The sequence below is a fragment of the Shewanella sp. 433 genome (assembly GCF_059338565.1).
Map to the genome: position 1 here is coordinate 467,960 of NZ_CM181703.1, position 18,277 is coordinate 486,236.

General features: G+C 47.6%; 17 protein-coding genes. 6 read left to right on the plus strand and 11 right to left on the minus strand.

All coding sequences use genetic code 11. The features are described 5' to 3' along the window. Positions 1-41: 41 nt before the first annotated feature. Both AC5YB1_RS02245 and AC5YB1_RS02250 read right to left on the minus strand, forming a co-directional pair. Positions 42-1,238: a glycine C-acetyltransferase gene (locus tag AC5YB1_RS02245; RefSeq protein WP_475515264.1), complete on the minus strand. Its 1,197-nt coding sequence runs from the start codon at positions 1,236-1,238 to the stop codon at positions 42-44. Between the two features lie 436 nt (positions 1,239-1,674). Next, entirely contained in the window at positions 1,675-2,328 is a 654-nt protein-coding gene (locus AC5YB1_RS02250; RefSeq protein ID WP_494520547.1) for a TetR/AcrR family transcriptional regulator, read from the minus strand. 302 nt (positions 2,329-2,630) lie between these two features. Here AC5YB1_RS02250 and waaA point away from each other — a divergent pair, with 302 nt between their 5' ends. After that, positions 2,631-3,896, plus strand: a complete 1,266-nt coding sequence (waaA, locus tag AC5YB1_RS02255) for a lipid IV(A) 3-deoxy-D-manno-octulosonic acid transferase (protein WP_494520548.1) — start codon at positions 2,631-2,633, stop codon at positions 3,894-3,896. Between the two features lie 77 nt (positions 3,897-3,973). On the opposite strand, the gene AC5YB1_RS02260 is transcribed toward waaA, so the two are convergent. Beyond that, complete coding sequence (locus tag AC5YB1_RS02260) at positions 3,974-4,699, minus strand: 3-deoxy-D-manno-octulosonic acid kinase (protein ID WP_494520549.1); 726 nt, start codon at positions 4,697-4,699, stop codon at positions 3,974-3,976. Positions 4,700-5,161: 462 nt separating this feature from the next. On the opposite strand from AC5YB1_RS02260, the gene AC5YB1_RS02265 reads away from it, so the two are divergent. From AC5YB1_RS02265 to AC5YB1_RS02275, 3 genes are all read left to right on the plus strand, one after another. Then, positions 5,162-6,205, plus strand: coding sequence for a glycosyltransferase family 9 protein (locus tag AC5YB1_RS02265; RefSeq protein WP_494520550.1), 1,044 nt, complete (start codon positions 5,162-5,164; stop codon positions 6,203-6,205). Between the two features lie 112 nt (positions 6,206-6,317). Next, positions 6,318-7,394, plus strand: coding sequence for a hypothetical protein (locus AC5YB1_RS02270; protein WP_494520551.1), 1,077 nt, complete (start codon positions 6,318-6,320; stop codon positions 7,392-7,394). Continuing rightward, positions 7,391-8,509, plus strand: coding sequence for a glycosyltransferase (locus AC5YB1_RS02275; RefSeq protein ID WP_494521561.1), 1,119 nt, complete (start codon positions 7,391-7,393; stop codon positions 8,507-8,509). The genes AC5YB1_RS02270 and AC5YB1_RS02275 overlap by 4 nt, the downstream gene beginning before the upstream one ends. 139 nt (positions 8,510-8,648) lie before the next feature. Here AC5YB1_RS02275 and AC5YB1_RS02280 read toward each other — a convergent pair whose 3' ends face one another. The 5 genes from AC5YB1_RS02280 to AC5YB1_RS02300 are packed head-to-tail and all read right to left on the minus strand — an operon-like array spanning position 8,649 to position 13,508. Continuing rightward, complete coding sequence (locus AC5YB1_RS02280) at positions 8,649-9,785, minus strand: glycosyltransferase family 9 protein (protein WP_494520552.1); 1,137 nt, start codon at positions 9,783-9,785, stop codon at positions 8,649-8,651. An 8-nt stretch (positions 9,786-9,793) separates the two neighbouring features. Beyond that, on the minus strand, positions 9,794-10,570 hold the full coding sequence (locus AC5YB1_RS02285) for a glycosyltransferase family 25 protein (protein ID WP_494520553.1): 777 nt from the start codon (positions 10,568-10,570) through the stop codon (positions 9,794-9,796). Positions 10,571-10,588: 18 nt separating this feature from the next. After that, positions 10,589-11,434 (minus strand): glycosyltransferase, encoded by an 846-nt coding sequence (locus AC5YB1_RS02290; protein WP_494520554.1) that lies wholly within the window; start codon positions 11,432-11,434, stop codon positions 10,589-10,591. Positions 11,435-11,477: 43 nt separating this feature from the next. After that, complete coding sequence (gene rfaD / locus AC5YB1_RS02295; protein ID WP_494520555.1) at positions 11,478-12,431, minus strand: ADP-glyceromanno-heptose 6-epimerase; 954 nt, start codon at positions 12,429-12,431, stop codon at positions 11,478-11,480. A 60-nt stretch (positions 12,432-12,491) separates the two neighbouring features. Then, positions 12,492-13,508, minus strand: a complete 1,017-nt coding sequence (locus AC5YB1_RS02300) for a glycosyltransferase family 9 protein (RefSeq protein ID WP_494520556.1) — start codon at positions 13,506-13,508, stop codon at positions 12,492-12,494. Positions 13,509-13,869: 361 nt separating this feature from the next. Here AC5YB1_RS02300 and coaD point away from each other — a divergent pair, with 361 nt between their 5' ends. Together coaD and AC5YB1_RS02310 are read left to right on the plus strand one after the other, a co-directional pair. Further along, positions 13,870-14,346 (plus strand): pantetheine-phosphate adenylyltransferase, encoded by a 477-nt coding sequence (gene coaD, locus AC5YB1_RS02305; RefSeq protein ID WP_494520557.1) that lies wholly within the window; start codon positions 13,870-13,872, stop codon positions 14,344-14,346. Positions 14,347-14,356: 10 nt separating this feature from the next. Continuing rightward, positions 14,357-15,865 carry a capsule assembly Wzi family protein gene (locus AC5YB1_RS02310; protein WP_494520558.1) on the plus strand — a complete coding sequence of 503 codons (1,509 nt, stop codon included), beginning with the start codon at positions 14,357-14,359 and terminating at the stop codon, positions 15,863-15,865. A gap of 61 nt (positions 15,866-15,926) precedes the next feature. Here AC5YB1_RS02310 and mutM read toward each other — a convergent pair whose 3' ends face one another. The 3 genes from mutM to moaA all read right to left on the minus strand — a co-directional run bounded on the left by mutM (position 15,927) and on the right by moaA (position 18,272). Beyond that, a complete protein-coding gene (gene mutM, locus AC5YB1_RS02315) occupies positions 15,927-16,742 on the minus strand; it encodes a bifunctional DNA-formamidopyrimidine glycosylase/DNA-(apurinic or apyrimidinic site) lyase (RefSeq protein ID WP_494520559.1) in 816 nt (271 codons plus the stop codon). Positions 16,743-16,750: 8 nt separating this feature from the next. After that, positions 16,751-17,203 carry a hypothetical protein gene (locus AC5YB1_RS02320; protein WP_475515251.1) on the minus strand — a complete coding sequence of 151 codons (453 nt, stop codon included), beginning with the start codon at positions 17,201-17,203 and terminating at the stop codon, positions 16,751-16,753. Positions 17,204-17,285: 82 nt separating this feature from the next. After that, positions 17,286-18,272 (minus strand): GTP 3',8-cyclase MoaA, encoded by a 987-nt coding sequence (moaA, locus tag AC5YB1_RS02325; RefSeq protein WP_475515250.1) that lies wholly within the window; start codon positions 18,270-18,272, stop codon positions 17,286-17,288. Positions 18,273-18,277: the final 5 nt, after the last annotated feature.

The following is an 18,277-nucleotide window of genomic DNA, read 5'->3' on the forward strand; positions in this document are numbered from 1 at the left end:
CAATAAGGGCTACAACACAATGTAGTCCCTTTGGTTTTATATTAGCCGATAATGCCCATCTCTTTACCGATACGGGTAAAGGCATCGATGGCGCGATCTAACTGCTCACGGCTGTGGGCGGCAGACATTTGGGTGCGAATACGCGCTTGGCCTTTCGGTACCACAGGGAATGAGAAGCCAACGACGTAAATGTGCTCTTCGAGTAATCGGTTGGCAAAATCGCCCGCTAACTTAGCATCACCAATCATCACAGGAATGATGGCGTGATCGGCACCGCCTAAGGTAAAGCCGGCAGCAGTCATTTTTTCGCGGAAATAACGGCTGTTCTCCCACACGGCTTCACGCAGTGCTTGGCCAGATTTGAGCATTTCAAGGACATGGATCGATGCGGTTACAATGGCTGGCGCTAAAGAGTTAGAAAACAGATATGGGCGTGAACGCTGACGTAACCAGTCGATGACCTCTTTTTTACCCGCGGTAAATCCGCCCGATGCGCCGCCTAATGCCTTACCTAAGGTACCAGTGATGATGTCGACTCTGTCCATCACATCGCAATATTCGTGGGTGCCACGGCCATTTTGGCCAATAAAGCCCACGGCATGAGAATCATCGACCATGACGAGTGCGCCATACTGGTCGGCAAGGTCGCACACACTCTTGAGGTTCGCAATAACCCCATCCATAGAAAACACGCCATCGGTGGCGATAAGGATATGGCGTGCACCTGCTGCTTTGGCGGCCTTAAGCTGTGTTTCTAAATCGGCCATATCATTGTTGGCATAGCGAAAACGCTTGGCTTTACACAAGCGTACGCCATCGATAATTGATGCGTGGTTAAGCGCATCGGACACAATCGCGTCTTCGGCGCCCAATAGGGTTTCGAACAGGCCGGCGTTCGCGTCGAAGCAAGAAGAGTAAAGAATGGTATCTTCCATGCCGAGGAATTCACTTAGGCTGGCTTCAAGTTGCTTGTGGATATCTTGTGTGCCGCAAATAAAGCGCACCGATGCCATACCAAAACCGTGATCGTTTAATCCTTGCTGCGCCGCGGCGATAAGCTCAGGGTGGTTGGCAAGGCCGAGATAGTTGTTGGCACAGAAATTCATCACTTCGCTGCCATTTACTTCGATTGATGTCTGTTGAGGAGAGGCGATTACACGCTCGCTTTTGTATAAGCCTTCAGCTTTTACTTCAACAAGTTGCTGATTAATTTGGTCGTAGAATGAGGTTTTGGTCACAGGAGGTCTCCTTCTTGGGGATAATTTTATTGTTATCATTTGCGCTTGATTCATCGAGCCTATTTAGACGCAAAATGAACGAAATGGCCTCTAACTAAGGGCCCATTTCGTCGCCGGAGTCGCGGCTTAGATGTTGTTTGAGCTCATTACGCGAACGTCAATAAGTTAGGTTTACTTGTCGATATTTACTGCCATGGTGGCCGTATTATCGACACATGAACACAGCGAGCACCAGCCACGCTAAGCGATAGGTTGGCCGAATTCTAACCTTAAATGGGCTCGGCACCACACTCTTTTTTTCATCATTAACTTAGCTAGTGCAATAACAACTTTTGCATAACAAAAAGTAATGTGAAATGTCACATAGACAACATTGTGAGGAGCAGCTTTATGTTGACTAAAGCTGCGGGGGGGATGAGTGATTGCTCCTTGGTGCTTAATCAGCGTGTTGTTCGTTCTGCGCTAGCGTCTGATAATGTTGCTCGAGTCGCATAAAGGTGGGCTTAGCATTATCACTGGCGTAAGCTCTAAAAATCATCAACACCCTAAGTAAACCCTCATACAAGGAAGTTTTGGTGATTATGGTGGTTTCAGAGTGGGTGAGGCGATTACTTATCCAGAAACAAGCGACCATTCTAATGGTGTCGGCCAACGGGGCGATATCATGATCATCGATGGTTAGTACGCCGTCTTGTTTCAGTTGGTTTAAAATGTTGCTCGCGCGTGCAAGTACCTGTTCTTGCACCTGGGTATATTGCTTATTGAGCTCGGGATCGCGGCCTAAAATGATCACTAAGTTAGAGTACATAAAGCGGAACTGCCACAGGGTATAAAATAGGGCATCGAAATAGCCAATTAATAGGTCAACATCCACTTTTTTGTCTTGATAGGGCTGAAAGCCTGATTCAAGGTGTTGCTGGTAGAGGGTGAAAATAGAGCGAATAATGTCTTCTTTATTGCGAAAGTGGTAATAGAGGTTACCCGGACTGATCCCTAAATGCGCGGCAATATGGTTAGTGGTAATGCTTCTTTCGCCGTGCTCATTAAAGAGTTCTAAGCTGGCATGGACAATTTTATCGCGGGTTTTCATGCAGATCCCAAATTAGGTCGATTAAGAAAAATGCTTAAGGTAAAGCCTTTGTTGTCGTTAGGCTCTAAGGTTGGGGTCGTTATTGTGCAAGCCCGTTGAGCTCAGGCTCTAAATGCCAACTTAAACAGCCCCTAGGCAAATGTCAATCGATGGCTTATCAGACCAGTTTGAGAGACAGTATGTATCAGTGACACATAATCTCCCTTATTTTTAAGCTGTTAACCTTGGGGGGAAAGTGCCTATAACGGCCTAGCATGCTAATATTAGGTCTCCTGTGCTTAACCGATTGACAAGCCTATCTCATGAACCGGATTTTATACTCAGCTCTACTTTATTTAGCTTCACCCCTGTTATTGCTTTATTTGACGTTTCGCGCTATAAAAAGTCCCGCTTATCGAGGCCGCTGGGCAGAACGTTTTGGCTTAAGTCGTTTACAGGCTACCGATCTGTTAGTCCATTCAGTATCGATGGGAGAAACCCTCGCGGCCATCCCGCTGATTAATAAAATAATGACCCAGTATCCGCATCTGACTCTCACCGTCACGACGACCAGTCCAACAGGGTCGGCAGAGGTCATTAAGGCGTTTGGTGACCGAGTACAACATTGCTACCTCCCTTTCGACCTGCCGCTATGTGTGGCTCGCTTTCTCAACCAAGTGCAGCCTCAACAGTGCATTATTATGGAAACCGAGCTGTGGCCTAACTTACTGCATCAGGCCAAACAACGTGGCGTAAAGTTGATGTTGGCCAATGCACGTTTATCTGCCAAGTCGGCCAAGCAATATCAGCAGCGGCCTAAACTGGTGAGCCCCATGTTGCAGACCTTAGATGTGATAGCGGCGCAGTCGAGCCCAACCGCAGAGCGTTTTATCGCCTTGGGGGTGCCGGCCAGCAAAATTGAGGTGACAGGTAGCTTGAAATTCGATCTCACCATTGGTGAGCAGCATATCGCCAAGGCAAGGCAGCTGCGCAGCGAGTGGCAGCGCCTAGAGACGCCGGTATGGGTTGCAGGCAGCGTGCATCCGGGGGAGTTTGACGCCATTTTATCGGCGCATAAAAATGTATTGATCCGCTTTCCTCATGCGCTGTTGGTCATGGTGCCAAGGCACCCTGAGCAGTTTGAGGCTGCAGCCAGTCGAGTTAACACTGCGGGATTAACGCTGGCGCGTCGCAGCCAAGCAGACAAGGTAGATACCGATACCCAAGTGTTGCTGGGCGATACCATGGGAGAACTACTCAGTTTCTATGGCGCCGCAGACCAAGCTTTTGTCGGGGGCACGCTTATTGAAAATGGTGGCCATAACCCGCTCGAACCTGCCGCCATGGGACTGCCTGTTTACGTGGGGCCCAATTTCAGGGACTTCGCCGAAATTGCGCTCATGCTACAAGAAGCAGGTGCCTTATCTGTGGTGAAATCTGCCGAGGACTTGTCACTACAATTAGTGGATAAATTTGATGACAAAGAGGCGTATCTGCTGGCTAGGGAGGCCGGGCTTAAAGTGGTGGAAGACAATAAAGGGGCGCTTGCTGCCCAATTTGCACTGGTGTGTGGTTTGCTCGACCAGTAATGCTGCATCACTTGTCGAGTACCGAGGCATGCTTGCGTTAATTTATCTTTATCAGATAGCGCCGTAATCGTCTGAGTTTACGCTTGTGAATAGCCAGCCATTAACTGCTGCCAATTGTGGTCGTTAAAATGCAGCGTGGCGAGTTTAGTTTTCTCTTTGTTAAATGAGCGTAATAAGCGGTCTAGATTAGCCTGCTGCCATTTGGGCGAGGGCGTGCGCAGTTCACCGCGGTCGAAATCAATCAAGGTGAAGTTGTCATTGCCGATTAAGATGTTTTTGGCATTAAGATCGGCGTGGTAAACCCCGCGCTGGTGGAATGTGGCGATAAGCTTACCCAAGGCTTGCCACTGGGCGTCTGTCATGGAAGCATGAGATAACTGAGCCACTAAGTCTTGTGCGCCTTCGATGCGTTCAATAATGATATCACCGCGATAATGCATACCGTGACGCTGAATTTGCGCCGCGACCGGTTTAGGTACCGCAAAGCCTTCGCTAAATAACTGTTCGAGTAATGCCAGCTCGGCGATAGCACGGGTGCGCTTGAGTCCGGTATACAGGTAGCTGTCTCGGCTGAATTTAGCCATCACGCCGCCGCGGTAATAGTGACGTATCACCCACTGAGCATTCTTGTGGCGGGTAATATGTTGTGGGTCGACAAACCAAGTGGTGTAACGGCCAGTTGAAGATCCTGTGATGTCACCCAGATCCTGCCAATAGTCAAAGGTAAACCAATCGGGTGTGATGGGTTTAAGTTCTGGCTCACAAAAGGCGATATAACCGGCGTCGGTACGTTTGATTTGCATAAAATTACAAGCTAACTCTGATGGCATTAAGCGAATGGCTTAATTGTAACTGATCTTCAGCGTCGAGCAGAACTGTTTCACCGACTGTTTAAGTGCTTGAATCACAGTGTTGATATTCTTCTACTAGGGCTTGCTCAAGCGATTGTCCGCTGGGTTGCCGCGAGTCAGGTGGTGCGTTTAATTGTGAGCTTGATAGACAACATCATCAGTGGGTATTTGTCAGAATATTTAGGCCCGATTTCAGATAATAACTGCGACGCTAGTTTGGTGCGCCGCCATACTCTTGCCGTCTGGGGGAGCCTACCAATGCGAGCCTTTGGATCTTTTGGCGACAGGGCTGTAATAGCGCGCTTAAGGCTATTTGCCCGGTTTTGGGGGCTAAACATGGAACCTAGCAGCATTCTACATTAAACTCGTTGCGGATCTTTAACGGCTATTAATCCCAGTGAACCCTGAAATCTTATGAGCTTAAATTTACAGTCCGCCCACTCTTTATGTTTGCTTCGTTTATCGGCCATTGGCGATGTTTGTCATGCCGTTGCCATGGTACAGGCGATCCAGCGGCATTATCCTCATCTAGAGATCACTTGGGTGATAGGCAAGGTAGAATATCAATTGCTTAAGCATCTACCTGGGGTGCAGTTTGTGGTGTTCGATAAGTCACAAGGCTGGCGAAGTTATCTTAATCTTAAGCGTGCCATAGCTGGGCAGCGTTTTGATGTGCTGCTGCATATGCAGGTGGCGCTGCGGGCAACGATTGCTTCATTGGCCATTACCGCAAAATACCGTTTGGGATTCGATTGCGCTAGGGCTAAAGAGGGCCAATGGTTGGTGACCAATCAGCGGGTTGCGCCGTTAGCGACTCCCCATGTGTTAGACGGTTTTATGGGGTTTGCTAAAGCTTTAGGGGTAACCGATTTGCAGCCATCGTGGAATATTCCAGTCCCAGCCTCTGACACTGAATTTGCGCAGAATTTGATCCCCAGCGGCCAGAATACCTTAGTTATCTGCCCTGCAGCCAGTAAAGCCGAGCGTAATTGGCTACCTGAACGTTATGCCGCAGTTGCCGATTATGCGGTCGCGCAAGGTTATCACGTCATATTGTGCGGCGGACCTACAGCGTTAGAGCAAGATTTAGCCATTGCAATTCAAGGCTTTGCCCAGCATGAGTTGGACAATCAAGTCGGGCGCACCTCTTTAACGCAATTATTGGCCGTACTCAAACAGGCCTCCATGGTACTTGCGCCTGACACCGGTCCCGCTCACATGGCTGTCACTCAAGGCACTCCAGTGATCGGTTTGTATGCACACTCTAATCCTGGGCGCACAGGCCCCTATACTTGCTTAGATTTAGTGGTGAGTGTTTATGATGACGCTATCAGGGCACAAACATCGGGTAAGGTGGTCTGGGGTACCCGTGCAAAAGGTGCTCAACTGATGCAGATGATTAGCGTCGAGAGCGTGCTTGCTCGCTTTAATCAGCTCTCGCAACGGTTAAGCCACTAATGGTAAACTGACCAGCGCTGTGCTTACTTGGGCAAGTTACAGCGAGCAATAGTCAATAGGTACCCAATATCTTAAGGGTTGCTTACGTGGTGAAGCAATAGGGAAAGAGTGAATGTCGATAGCGCCAAAATTTCTGTTTGTCCCAGTTTCCTCCGAAGAGGGAATTGGAGAGTATATGCGCTCAAAAATTGTCGCCGATGAGGTGTGTAAACGTTGGCCTAATGCCCAAGTTGAATTTGTGCTTAATAGTCATGCTCCATATGCTCAGTCTTGCCCCTATCGTGCTCATTTAGTCGATGACACACCGACAAAACATATCAGCGCCGTCAATCAGTTGATTACCCAATTTAAGCCCGATGTGGTGATTTTTGATGCGTCGGGTCGCAAAGCCCAGCTTAAACACGCCAATTTACATGGGGCAAAAGTGGTGTTTATCAGCCAGCATCGCCGTAAGCGTGCCCGAGGCATGAAAATTGAGCGCGCACTGGTGACCGACAGTCATTGGGTCGTTCAACCTGAATTTGTCATTGGCGATATTAATTGGTTGGATAAGTTAAAACTCAATTTGATTAAACGTGAGCCGCCCATTTTTACCGGTTCAATCTTTGCTAACCCGACTCAAGCCGAGCAAGCGGTTTTGCAGCAACACTATCAGGTTAACCCTAAGCAATATCTGCTCTACAGTGCCGGTTCCGGTGGGCATAAGTTGAAAGGTGGGTTAGCCGCCGATCTGTTTGCGCAGGCGGCGCTGGCGGTGTTTAAGCAAACTGGCGTGCCAAGTTTGATGGTGTTTGGTCCTAATTACCCCAAAGCCTTACCCGAGTTTGAGGGGGTTATCGCCATTAAGCAGCTTAATACTGACGATTTTATTAATTTACTCGATGGCGCTAAGGCGGCGGTATTGAGTGGGGGGGATACCTTGTTGCAAGCCATTGCATTAAGAGTCCCGACGCTAGCCGTGGCGGTGTCGAAAGATCAGCCCAGTCGTATTAAGCAGTGCACAGCAAAACACTTGGCGCTTGACTGTGAGCCGGAAGTTGCGTCAATGAGTGAGCAGATCATGCGATTACTGCAAGAGGATACCGCCAAGCAATTAACCCAGCAGATGCAGCAAGTAGCAGAGGCTAAAGGGTTAGACATTTGTATGGCTGAAATTTCCCGCTTATTAGGACAACCCTTGTGCAAATGAAACGTATCGGCATCGCCATCGACAGTTTAGCGGGGGGCGGAGCAGAAAAAATTGTATTAACCCTTGCAGCTCAGCTTAAAAAACTAGGCCATGAGCCTCACCTCCTAGTACTGACACCTAATTGTGACTACGAGTTACCTGACGATATTCCGGTGCACTTTTGTTTCTCGCCAGAGCAGAAACAGATCGATAGTGTATGGCGCCTGCGTCACTCTGTGGCGCAAGTGCAGCAATGGCTAGAGGGGCTTGTCGAGCAGTTTGGTCAATTCGATCTGTTTTTATCCAATTTAGATAAGACCAATTTATTATTTACCAAGGCCAGCATCACTCCGCTTTACTGCGTGATCCATAACTCGATTGAAGAGGAGTTAACCCGGCAATTAAAGCTAGGTCCCTTGGCTTATTTTAATATGCTACGAGCTAAAAAAGCGCTTAATGGTCAGCACTTGGTGACGGTGTCCGAAGGGATTGAGCGTGAAATTGTGCAATCAAAGCGCGTGAGCCCCGCCTCAATTCGTACCATCTACAATCCGTTTGATATTGCGCAGATCCGTGCGCGAGCCGACGAGGAGAATAGCGACATTCCTCAAGGCAATTATCTTATTCATGTCGGACGAGTGGCTAAGCAGAAACGTCACGATATTTTATTTAAAGCCTTAGCCAAGATGCGCCAGCCATTGCCGTTAGTCCTATTATGTAATAATCCGAAAAAGGCGCTTAAATTGGCTAAAAAGCATGGCGTCGCCGACCGAGTGATCTGCCCCGGTTTTCAGGCCAACCCGTTTCCTTGGATAAAGCAAGCCAAATTGCTGGTGCTGAGCTCTGATTATGAGGGGTTTGGTAATGTGCTGCTCGAAGGGCTTGTTTGTAACACGCCAGTGGTGAGTACTCGCTGCCCTCATGGGCCCGATGAGATCTTAACTCAGGGGTTAGCCCAATATCTGGTGCCGAGACGAGATGCTGTGGCGTTGAGCCAAGCCATGGACGCCGCATTAACGGCTTATCCCGATATTACTCATATTGATATGTTTGATCGTGTGGCAATAGCTGAGATAACTCAGGCTTATTTGGCCCTGTGTGATGCGGAGTCTGAGTCAAACCAATCAAACTCATGATCCCTCTAGCGGGGGAGCTTTAATCATTATTGTCGCATGCTAGCCATTCAGAATGGTTAGCATGCGATTAAGCTCAGTGAGGCAGCAGAGCATCACTTTGCACAGTGACGCTCTGCTGCTGTATTAGTCGCTAGTGGGCTTAACGAGGCTGATACTTGCTAGTGCCGTTAAAATGAGTCTCAACTTGGCACGTAAATGCCTTGCAAACTTGCTCTGGCGTCACCGTTCTAGCCTTACCCGTGCCCTCTAAAACTAGGCTATCACCCAAAGGTTGCCACAGCTTAAAATCGCTCGCCATGATAGTCACTTGTGGTTTGCCCATACAAACGGCTAAATGCGCCGTTGCCGTGTCGACACTTATCACGATATCGCACAGACCAATCAAGGCGGGTAGTTCGAAAAAGTTATCCAATGCTGTGAAAGTGAGTATGGGTAATGGCTTCAATGTCGTATCTTGATTGATCACATCTTTGACAGCGTGTAATTGATCCGGCGGAGTATTAATCACAAAAACCAGATTGTTATATTGGTGATTGAGTTGCAATAGTAGGGCTTTGACTTGCTCCCAAGGGTAGTCTTTCTTGGTTGCGGTAGAGAGGTGGTTGATAAACACCACTAACTTATTAGGATCGCTATCGGTTAACGCTGCAATAAGCGGCTTTACGCTGTCGTGGTATTGAGGTTTGATATCGATACTAAGCTGGGTTTTGCCATCTAACAGATCTTTTGTTTCCACTCCCAAGGCTATTTTAAAGCATTGACGGTAAAGATCGGTTACATGTTGGCTATTGTTGGCAAGCTTATCGTAGTTAAAGGTCGCATCTAGCTTTTTAAAGTGTTGGTAGCCTTTAATCGTACGGATAAGGCTGCCACTTTTAGATGCCACTATGGTAGCGGTGGGTGAAATTTGCCGAGCAATTTTGGCAAATTGCTCGGGTCTATTTTTACCAATAAAGACGATCGCATCGTAATGCTTATCTTGGGCTCGTTTGATGGCCGCTTGGCGTTCATCTAGGTTGCTGACAATGGGGTAAGTTTCATTAAAGTCACCAATGGCCTCAATCCACTCCCCTAAAATCTTATTACGTCCAGTAGCCCAGTCATGGGGTTTAGTGCGGCAATCATCAAACCAAATATCTATGATTAAATGTGGGTATTTTGCTTTTAAAGCGCGTAACCACACACCTTGGTACACAAAGTCACCAATGGCAAGATGAGTCATATACAAAAGGCGCTTGGCGCCCTGCAAGGTTGAGTGATTAATTAAAGCTGCCACATAAATCCTTACTTCAGGCTCTTACTAAATAAGCTAAAAGCGTTATCTAATTTGGGCGTTGACACCAGCCGCATAAAGGCACGTTGCCAATTTAAATACAATTTATGCAGACGACGTTGTGGTAATTTTTCTAGCCCACCCGTTGGATTAATATCTGATTGTCCTTGTAAATCGACCGAGACACAATAAGGAATTAAACCAAATGGATAGATACCTAATGTCCACCAAGACTTTAAATGCCCGTCAACCGGTTGTACTACATAGGGCATACGCTGCAATAGTGTTGTCGCCCCTTGATGGCTAATCACCTGCGCTACCGCGCTGAGAGGAAACTTGTGGTAGCTAATAAACTGGTGCTGCTTATAAGTGACCGATTGGCGAATATTTTTGGGACTTCCTTTGCGCAATGGATACAGCTTAATAAAGTCCCAATTGGCGTGAGGTAGCCCAGCCATCAGCTCGACTACGTCGGCAAAGTTGCTTTCAAGATCGATATCATCTTCTAAAATAAAAGCGAAATCCAATTGATCATCGACTATCTGCTGCCAGGCTTTTTTATGGCTTAAACTGCAGCCGACTTCGCCCTTATTCAGTGCTCTGTAATAATGCTTTTTAACTAAAGCGGCCGGTGATACTTGTTCAATTTCGGCATCGGAGAGCAAATTACCATCGACTCCTTCGATGCGTTCAAAGGGGACGTTGGCGTCTGCTAACTGCTGGCTTATACGAGCCATACGTTCTGGCGAGCGAGCCAAGTTAATCACAAATACTTTGTATTTCAGCATGATGATCTGTCTTATTCGTTATATGGTGACGAAGCTTTTAGCTAGCGTATTGATAATTGGTTTGGGCAATTTATAGCGTTTATGCGCTTTATCGATAAACAGCTGCCATCCTGCTTGTTGCAGATCTGCTAGGGTTTCGCTATCAAGATGCTGGTCGAACAGTTCACAAAAATCATTGATAAACCTTACTTCGCGCTTTAGCGATGAGTTGGTATATCCTCGTCCAGCATAATGAATAAAGCTAGCCTGCTTGTAACCATCGAGACCTAATACATCCATTCTGTTAAATTCGGCAGAAATGCTTTGATGCTTTAAATTATCTCTATGAATAAGATAGTTAACATAGGTTTGCTCGTAATACTTAATGTGATTACATATTTTTTGTAAATCATCTAACTGTGCAATTTCAAATAAAGGGCACTGCTTTGAGATCAGCATGCAGCCTAAGTTGTAGTACACAGGGCGTTGATTAACCTGAGGCCAATTGGGTAGGTCACCCATGATGTGGGTAATTTTATCAATAACCGGTTGGCGTTCGAGTAACTCACCTTCATTAAACAGATACAGGGTTTCGAGGTCATCGTACACCTCAAAAATATTGTTAGCATCTGGAGTGATAATGATATCGGCATCGACATACAAAACCCGATCATATTCTTTAAGTAGCTCTTTAATATAGAGCTTTTCTGTCCATGCAGGGCTTGCAGTATGTTTAGGTTCGCTAATCGTGATCGGGTAATGCAGCTCTTTCGAAACAATGAGATCGGCACCGACTTTTTTGGCGTACTGTTCGAAGCTCAGTAACGCCGCACGATACATCGGATTTTCATCGCCAATAGCAAGAGTGAAAATAGCTTTTTTCATCATTGTGTCCATGTTGAAGAATTAGGTACGGTGAACTTGCAGGTCATTGGCCAATGAAATGCTGTGTTTTAAGCCAGTTTAAGTATTCAGGCACGGCCTGCTCAACGGTCTTAAATACGTCGGTGTAGCCCGCCGCCCGCAGTTGAGTCAAATCGGCTTGGGTGTAACTCTGGTAGGCACCTTTTAACTTATCGGGGAAAGGAATGTACTCAATGTGGCCTTTCGTGTGATAGTCGATAACGGCGTTGGCGACATCATTAAAGCTCTGGGCTTGGCCGGTACCGCAGTTGTATACACCTGAAATACTGGGGTTTTGCCATAACCACAAGTTAACTTTGACGACATCTTCAACATAGACGAAATCACGTAATTGCTCACCATTGTCGTAACCATCGATGCCTTCGAACAGACGGCAAATACCGTTAGCATTAATCTGATTATTAAAATGAAAAGCCACGCTGGCCATGCCACCCTTGTGTTGCTCGCGAGGTCCGTAAACGTTGAAGTAACGTAGGCCAGCGACTTGGGTATTAACGTTTTGTCTTCTCACATATTGGTCGAATAAAAACTTAGAATAGGCATAAACGTTAAGTGGTTTTTCTAACTCACGCTGCTCGATAAACTTGTCACTGCCGCCATAAACCGATGCCGATGAGGCATAAATAAACTGGCAGTTATTTTGGGCACTAAAGTGCATTAACACCTTAGAATACTCATAATTATTGGTCATCATAAACTTGCCATCCCACTCTGTGGTAGAAGAGCACGCACCTTGATGAAAAATAACTTCGAGTTGGTTGTCGAACATGCCACTGGTTATTTTGGCAAGAAAATCATCTTTATCGAGATAATCGGCAATTTCACAATCGGCCAGATTGAACATTTTTGTGCCATCGGTCAGATCGTCCACCGCGATAATATCGCTGCGGCCCATGTCGTTGAGGGCCTTGACTAAGTTACTACCAATAAATCCTGCTGCACCTGTCACTACTATCATATTATTCTTCCAAATTTTTTAGCAAACCTAAGGATAAGCGCAATGATGAAGCTCGATTGCTTATTGCTGATCCGCGTAATGAGTATCTAAAAAAGCCGCGATGTCGTTGGCGGCGGCATCAAAATCTATCAGCGCCATATTACGGCCAGTTCGCTTGCCTACCGGTGGGGTAAACGCTAAACGTTTGTGGCTTTGAGTTAACGTTTGCCAGCGTATCTTGGGTGCTGAGCGTCTACCCGCATAAAAACCCACTGTGGGTACGTCATGTAAGCCGGCTAGATGCAACGGACCAGTTGAGCCCGCGATAAACATATCCGCCGCGACAATGGATTCGGCAAAGTCGGCCAAGCTGGGCAGTGGCTTAGCCATCACCACTTTAATGTCATCTTGGCGTAAGTTGTCATAAATGCTTTGCGCCAGCACCTCTTCGTCACCACTAAAGGTTAGAACAAACTTGCAATCTCGCTGCGTCTGCTGATTTACCTTACGTAACAGGGCGGCAAAATCTGCTGGCGCTAAAGCGCCAGAAGAGCCTCCAGTGCCAGCATGAGCAAAAATTAATAACTCATTACCTTGTTGACCATAATATTGCTGCCATTTCTGTCTGTGTTGACTCATGTCCCAATATTGCTTGGGCAGTGCAGGGATAGGGTAGCCGTGATGACGTAAAAAATGCTCTACAAGCATGCAGCTGCCGCGCCAGCAGGGTTCATCTTTACGGTAGATGACATTGGCTCTATGACGATAGAGATACTGAAACCAAGCATGCTTAGGAGCCAGCTTGTAAGGCACATCTAAATGGCGGATCAGTTTATAGGTGCGCAACTCTGATAATGAAACCAAAATCGCATCATATTGGCGCTCGGCAAATTGTTGGCTGATGGCGGCGTCGTCGCCATTATCGACGATGACATGGTCAATATAGGGGCACGCTTGGGCAAAGGCTTTGACTGCAGGCGAGACAAACACTTCAATGCTGGCTTGAGGCAATGCCGTTTTGAGCAGATACAAAGACGGCCAAGTGAGGACAAAGTCCCCAATCTTATCGTGTTTTATCAGTAAGACTCTTTTTATCATATAAAAATCAACCAACTACAGTTTATTACGTCAAGCGAGGCCCAGTCTTGTTCGCGATAATCACTCCCGAACCGCCTGCGACAGGATAAAATTTGCAGCAGTATAACAATTATAACGCTTTTGATCTGTGTTTTAAGCGTGAGATATGCAGGGGCTATCTCAGTTTATTCTGGGTAATTGAGAACGTTACTGTCATCGGACGGTCATGAAGGTAACAATGTTGGCCGATAGTTGTGGCAGCTATAATCACTGATAGTAGATCGCAGTTTTGGCGGCGATTAAGCTAAAAAGATTGGTTCATTCTAGCAGATAAAATCGTTACACTATGCGCCATTACGACGTGAGCTAAAGTGAGTCAAATATGCACACGAAAGCGATTTACCCTGGAACATTTGATCCTATTACTAATGGCCATGCGGATCTCATAGAGCGGGCCGCCAAGCTATTTAAGCATGTAGTTATCGGTATTGCCGCTAATCCTTCTAAGCAGCCGCGCTTTACTTTGGCCGAACGTGTCGAGCTAGTGAAGTTAGTGACCGCTCATTTGGATAATGTCGAAGTGGTTGGTTTTAGTGGGCTATTAGTTGATTTTGCCAAAGCGCAGCGGGCCAGTGTCTTGGTGCGTGGCTTGCGAGCCGTGTCCGATTTTGAATATGAATTTCAGCTAGCCAATATGAATCGACGTCTCAGTGCCGATTTAGAAAGTGTGTTTTTAACCCCCGCCGAAGAGAATTCGTTCATCTCATCGACATTAGTGAAAGAGGTGGCATTGCATGGTGGCGATGTCAGTCAGTTTGTTCACCCCGCAGTGAGCAAAGCGCTCGAACTCAAGGATTAAACCGTTCGTTATGATCATCAATAAAATCAAAGCTTATTTTACCGCCGCAGTGGTTACGGCTAGCCTGCTATTTGCTTCAGTCGCGCATAGTGCACCTTGGGTCGATGTGTCTGATATTTACCTGCGTGCCGATATTCAGGCGCTAGCCGATGCGGGGGTGATAACGGTACCAGTTAATACCTATCCGCTTATGTGGTCAGGGATCGGCGTCGATTTGAATAACATTGAGCCGTCTAAGTTAAGCCCAGCCTTGGCGGATGCATTTGCGCGGGTTAATTTTTATTACAATAACGCAGTAGGTAACCGAGGCAATACCAGTATCAAAGCGGTGGCAGCCACTGATGCCGCAAGGTTCCAACACTTTGGCTCTGATTATCGTGAAGAGGCTGAGCTACAGGCGAGCCATGAATATATGGGCGAGCGTTTTGCCTTTAAGCTTGCCGCAACCGCCACTCTTGATCCACTCGATGAAGAGGAATTTCGTCTCGATGGTAGTTATGCTGCCATGGCGCTTGGCAACTGGATGATCACTGCAGGCGCGATAGAGCAGTGGTGGGGACCTGGGTTTGACTCGGCGCTACACAAGTCAAACAATGCTCGCCCCGTTCCTTCGGTAATGATCAGCCGTAATAACGCCGCGGCATTTGCAACGCCTTGGCTCTCTTGGATAGGGCCATGGACCGTGACCACTGGCATTAGTGAGCTCGAAGAGGAGCGTGCGGTTGCTAACCCCTTGTTATGGAATATGCGAGGTAGCATCAGGCCGCTGCGCCAACTCGAGATGGGCCTGTCGTGGACCACCATGTTTTGTGGTGATGGGCAAGAGTGTGGTTTGTCTACCTTGTGGGATGCGATTGCCGGTAATACTACCTGTGTCAATGGTGAATCAAGTTGCGATCCTGCGCTGCAAAGCAAAATCGGCAACCAAATGGCGGGTTTCGATATTCGTTACGCCGACACCTGGTTTGATATTCCTGTGGGCATCTATTTAGAGCGTACCTGTGAAGATTCTAGTGGCCCGATGCCGTGGGACTTAGCCGATTGTGCCAAGTTATTTGGTGTCGATAGCCGCCTCGATTTTGACCATCAGCAATATAAGCTGTTTTTTGAATACACAGATACCATGGTCGCCTGCGGTGAAAATCAAAATGCATTTAACTGCTTTTATGAACACAGCACTTATCAAAGTGGCTCTCGTTACTATGGCCGCTCATTAGGCAGTACCTATGATAGCGATGCCAAGGTGTATGTACTCGGGTTGATTGGTCGATTTGCCAATAGTCATGGTCTAACGTCGGTAGTACGTTACGCCCAGCTTAACAATGACGGTGTCAACCGTGGTGGTGAATGGGCGCCACAGCCACCTAAAGAAGATCTACTCATGCTTGAATTAAGCTATCGTCTCCCCCTTTGGCAAGGCATGATGAGTGTGGGGGGGACGGTATCACAGTCGAAGTTCGAAACCGCCGACAACGACACCGATGCGACCCTGTTTGGTACCTATGAGTATCGTTTTTAATCTAGGTTGCTGGTGGTAATAAAAAGGCTGACAGTGTGTCAGCCTTTTTTGTGTTTCGTCCTTAACGGCGCTGGCACAGACCACAAAAGACCGTGGCTCTTTGGCCTAACTTAATCTCGCTTAACAGGTTACCGCATTGGGTACAGGTCTCACCGCCGCGACCATACACATGCAATTTTTGGGCGAAATAACCGGGTTTACCCTCGGCATTGGTGAAATCTTTGAGTGTGGTGCCACCCTGCTTAATGGCATTGGCGAGGATCTGTTTCACCTCGGCTACCAGCAGTGTCAGGCGTTCGTTATCGATTCGCCCTGCTTCGGTTTGCGGATGAATACCGGCGGCAAATAGGGCTTCATTGGCATAAATATTACCGACCCCCACCACGATATGATTATCCATTAGGCACAGTTTTATCGCCTTTTTCTTACCCGCCAAGGCTTGCGCTAAATAATCGACATTAAATTCGCTTTGTAGCGGCTCGGGGCCAAGTTTAGACAATAAAGGGTGCGCAGCTTCAGGCAGCTCACACCATAGCCAAGCGCCGAAACGCCTTGGGTCGTTAAAACGTAATATTTTGCCGCTGGCCATGACTAAGTCGATATGATCATGTTTTTCAACCTTGGTCGAGCGAGAGACGATCCTTAAGCTGCCAGACATGCCTAAGTGGACAATCGTGGTGCCTGCGTCGGTGTCGATTAGCAGGTATTTGGCGCGGCGACGGATATGGCGTATGGTCTGCCCCACAATTTGCTGGGCAATATCAGGCACGGGCCAACGCAGCGACGGGTTACGTACAATGAGTGCGGTAACCTGCTGGTCGATAAGGTGCGGCGTAATGCCTTGGCGAGTCACTTCCACTTCGGGTAATTCAGGCATGGTATTCTCTATTTTGGGCTAGCGTTAATGATGGGCACCAGTGCGCCACGTAAACTGGGAGGAATTTGATACCAATTGCCTGCGGGCGATTTCAGCAGGCCCTCCTCGGGATAGATGACCCACACCTGCGGCGTAGCAATATTGGTAATTTGAATCACCAGTTCATGGGGTGTCGATTCTGGCGGGATCAGTTTGTTGATAGGTGAGACTAAAATCGAGCTCCAGGCATCGGCCCATTGACTGCAATTGAGGATCTGCGGCGTACATTGCCATGAAAATCCACCTTGGCTCAACCACACATCATCATATTGCAATTGATGTAACGGCGCGGCTTTATCAAATAGCGGCTGAGCGTCATCGGGGAGCGAAGGGGTCTCACGATCTAAAAAGGTGAGAATTGCCACCATAGCCACCGAGGCGAAGATAATGATGTTATTCCACTTTTTACGAGATAATGCCATCGTTGCTTTAACTCAATTGTTATCGATACAGATAATGAGTTTATCATCGAAAAAGCACTAGGGCATTATCTTAAGCGGGTCATTAGCCGCCGGTGGTATTCATAAAACGCAGGATTTGCGTATCATCCTCGCCGCCAAAATGGTGCTCTTTAGGTTTGAGCTTAATGGCGGCGATAATCGCCTGCTTTAGCCGGCTTATATCTCCAGGGTATTGACGTACAATCGCCTTAAGGTCGACCGAGTTTTCATTGCCTAAACACAGCAGTAAACGTCCCTCAACCGTCACCCTGACGCGGTTACACTCATGGCAAAAGTTATTGCTGTGCGGTGAGATAAAGCCCACATGGATAGCACTGCCTGCCATGGTGTAATAGCGCGCCGGCCCGCCGGTACGTTTGTTAGACAGCATCAGCGGGTAACGCTGCTCTATGATGGCTTTCACCTCGTCACTGCTGCAATGACGGCTCTGTTTACGTTCGTCGATAATGCCCAAAGGCATCTCTTCGATAAAGGCAATATCCAGTTCGCGCGCGCGGCAAAACTCGATTAAGTCGAGCACCTCATCATCATTTTGGCCCCGCAGGATCACCGCGTTGACCTTGATCCGCTTAAAGCCTGCCGCCTTAGCCGCATCGATGCCCGCGATCACCCGATCCAGTTTTCCCTTGCGCGTCAGCTCAGTAAAACGTTCAGGTTTAAGGGTGTCGAGGCTGATATTGAGCCTATTTAAGCCAGATTGATGCATCTTGTCGGCAAATTTAGTCAGCCTTGAGCCATTGGTGGTCATCGACAGCTCTTGCAGCCCGGGTAACTTACCCAGCAGGCTCACTAATTGATCGCAATCGCTTCTCACTAAAGGCTCTCCGCCCGTGAGGCGAATTTTTTTGACCCCAAGTTCGGTAAAGGCTTGGCCAACCCAGGCCAGCTCTTCGAGGCTAAGCACCTGCTCTCTATCGAGAAAGCAGGGATCTTCGCTCATGCAGTAGACGCAGCGAAAATCACACCTGTCCGTGACCGAAAGGCGTAAATACTCGACGGTGCGGCCAAAGGTATCAACAATCAAACTCATACAAG

Bases quoted from the DNA above. Each gene is read 5' to 3' on its own strand.
- mutM (WP_494520559.1), bottom strand. From the start codon at position 16,742: ATGCCTGAATTACCCGAAGTGGAAGTGACTCGCCAAGGCATTACGCCG.
- AC5YB1_RS02265 (WP_494520550.1), top strand. From the start codon at position 5,162: ATGAGCTTAAATTTACAGTCCGCCCACTCTTTATGTTTGCTTCGTTTA.
- AC5YB1_RS02250 (WP_494520547.1), bottom strand. From the start codon at position 2,328: ATGAAAACCCGCGATAAAATTGTCCATGCCAGCTTAGAACTCTTTAAT.
- coaD (WP_494520557.1), top strand. From the start codon at position 13,870: ATGCACACGAAAGCGATTTACCCTGGAACATTTGATCCTATTACTAAT.
- AC5YB1_RS02310 (WP_494520558.1), top strand. From the start codon at position 14,357: ATGATCATCAATAAAATCAAAGCTTATTTTACCGCCGCAGTGGTTACG.
- AC5YB1_RS02285 (WP_494520553.1), bottom strand. From the start codon at position 10,570: ATGCTGAAATACAAAGTATTTGTGATTAACTTGGCTCGCTCGCCAGAA.
- waaA (WP_494520548.1), top strand. From the start codon at position 2,631: ATGAACCGGATTTTATACTCAGCTCTACTTTATTTAGCTTCACCCCTG.
- moaA (WP_475515250.1), bottom strand. From the start codon at position 18,272: ATGAGTTTGATTGTTGATACCTTTGGCCGCACCGTCGAGTATTTACGC.
- AC5YB1_RS02320 (WP_475515251.1), bottom strand. From the start codon at position 17,203: ATGGCATTATCTCGTAAAAAGTGGAATAACATCATTATCTTCGCCTCG.
- AC5YB1_RS02260 (WP_494520549.1), bottom strand. From the start codon at position 4,699: ATGCAAATCAAACGTACCGACGCCGGTTATATCGCCTTTTGTGAGCCA.
- AC5YB1_RS02290 (WP_494520554.1), bottom strand. From the start codon at position 11,434: ATGAAAAAAGCTATTTTCACTCTTGCTATTGGCGATGAAAATCCGATG.
- rfaD (WP_494520555.1), bottom strand. From the start codon at position 12,431: ATGATAGTAGTGACAGGTGCAGCAGGATTTATTGGTAGTAACTTAGTC.
- AC5YB1_RS02300 (WP_494520556.1), bottom strand. From the start codon at position 13,508: ATGATAAAAAGAGTCTTACTGATAAAACACGATAAGATTGGGGACTTT.
- AC5YB1_RS02270 (WP_494520551.1), top strand. From the start codon at position 6,318: ATGTCGATAGCGCCAAAATTTCTGTTTGTCCCAGTTTCCTCCGAAGAG.
- AC5YB1_RS02275 (WP_494521561.1), top strand. From the start codon at position 7,391: ATGAAACGTATCGGCATCGCCATCGACAGTTTAGCGGGGGGCGGAGCA.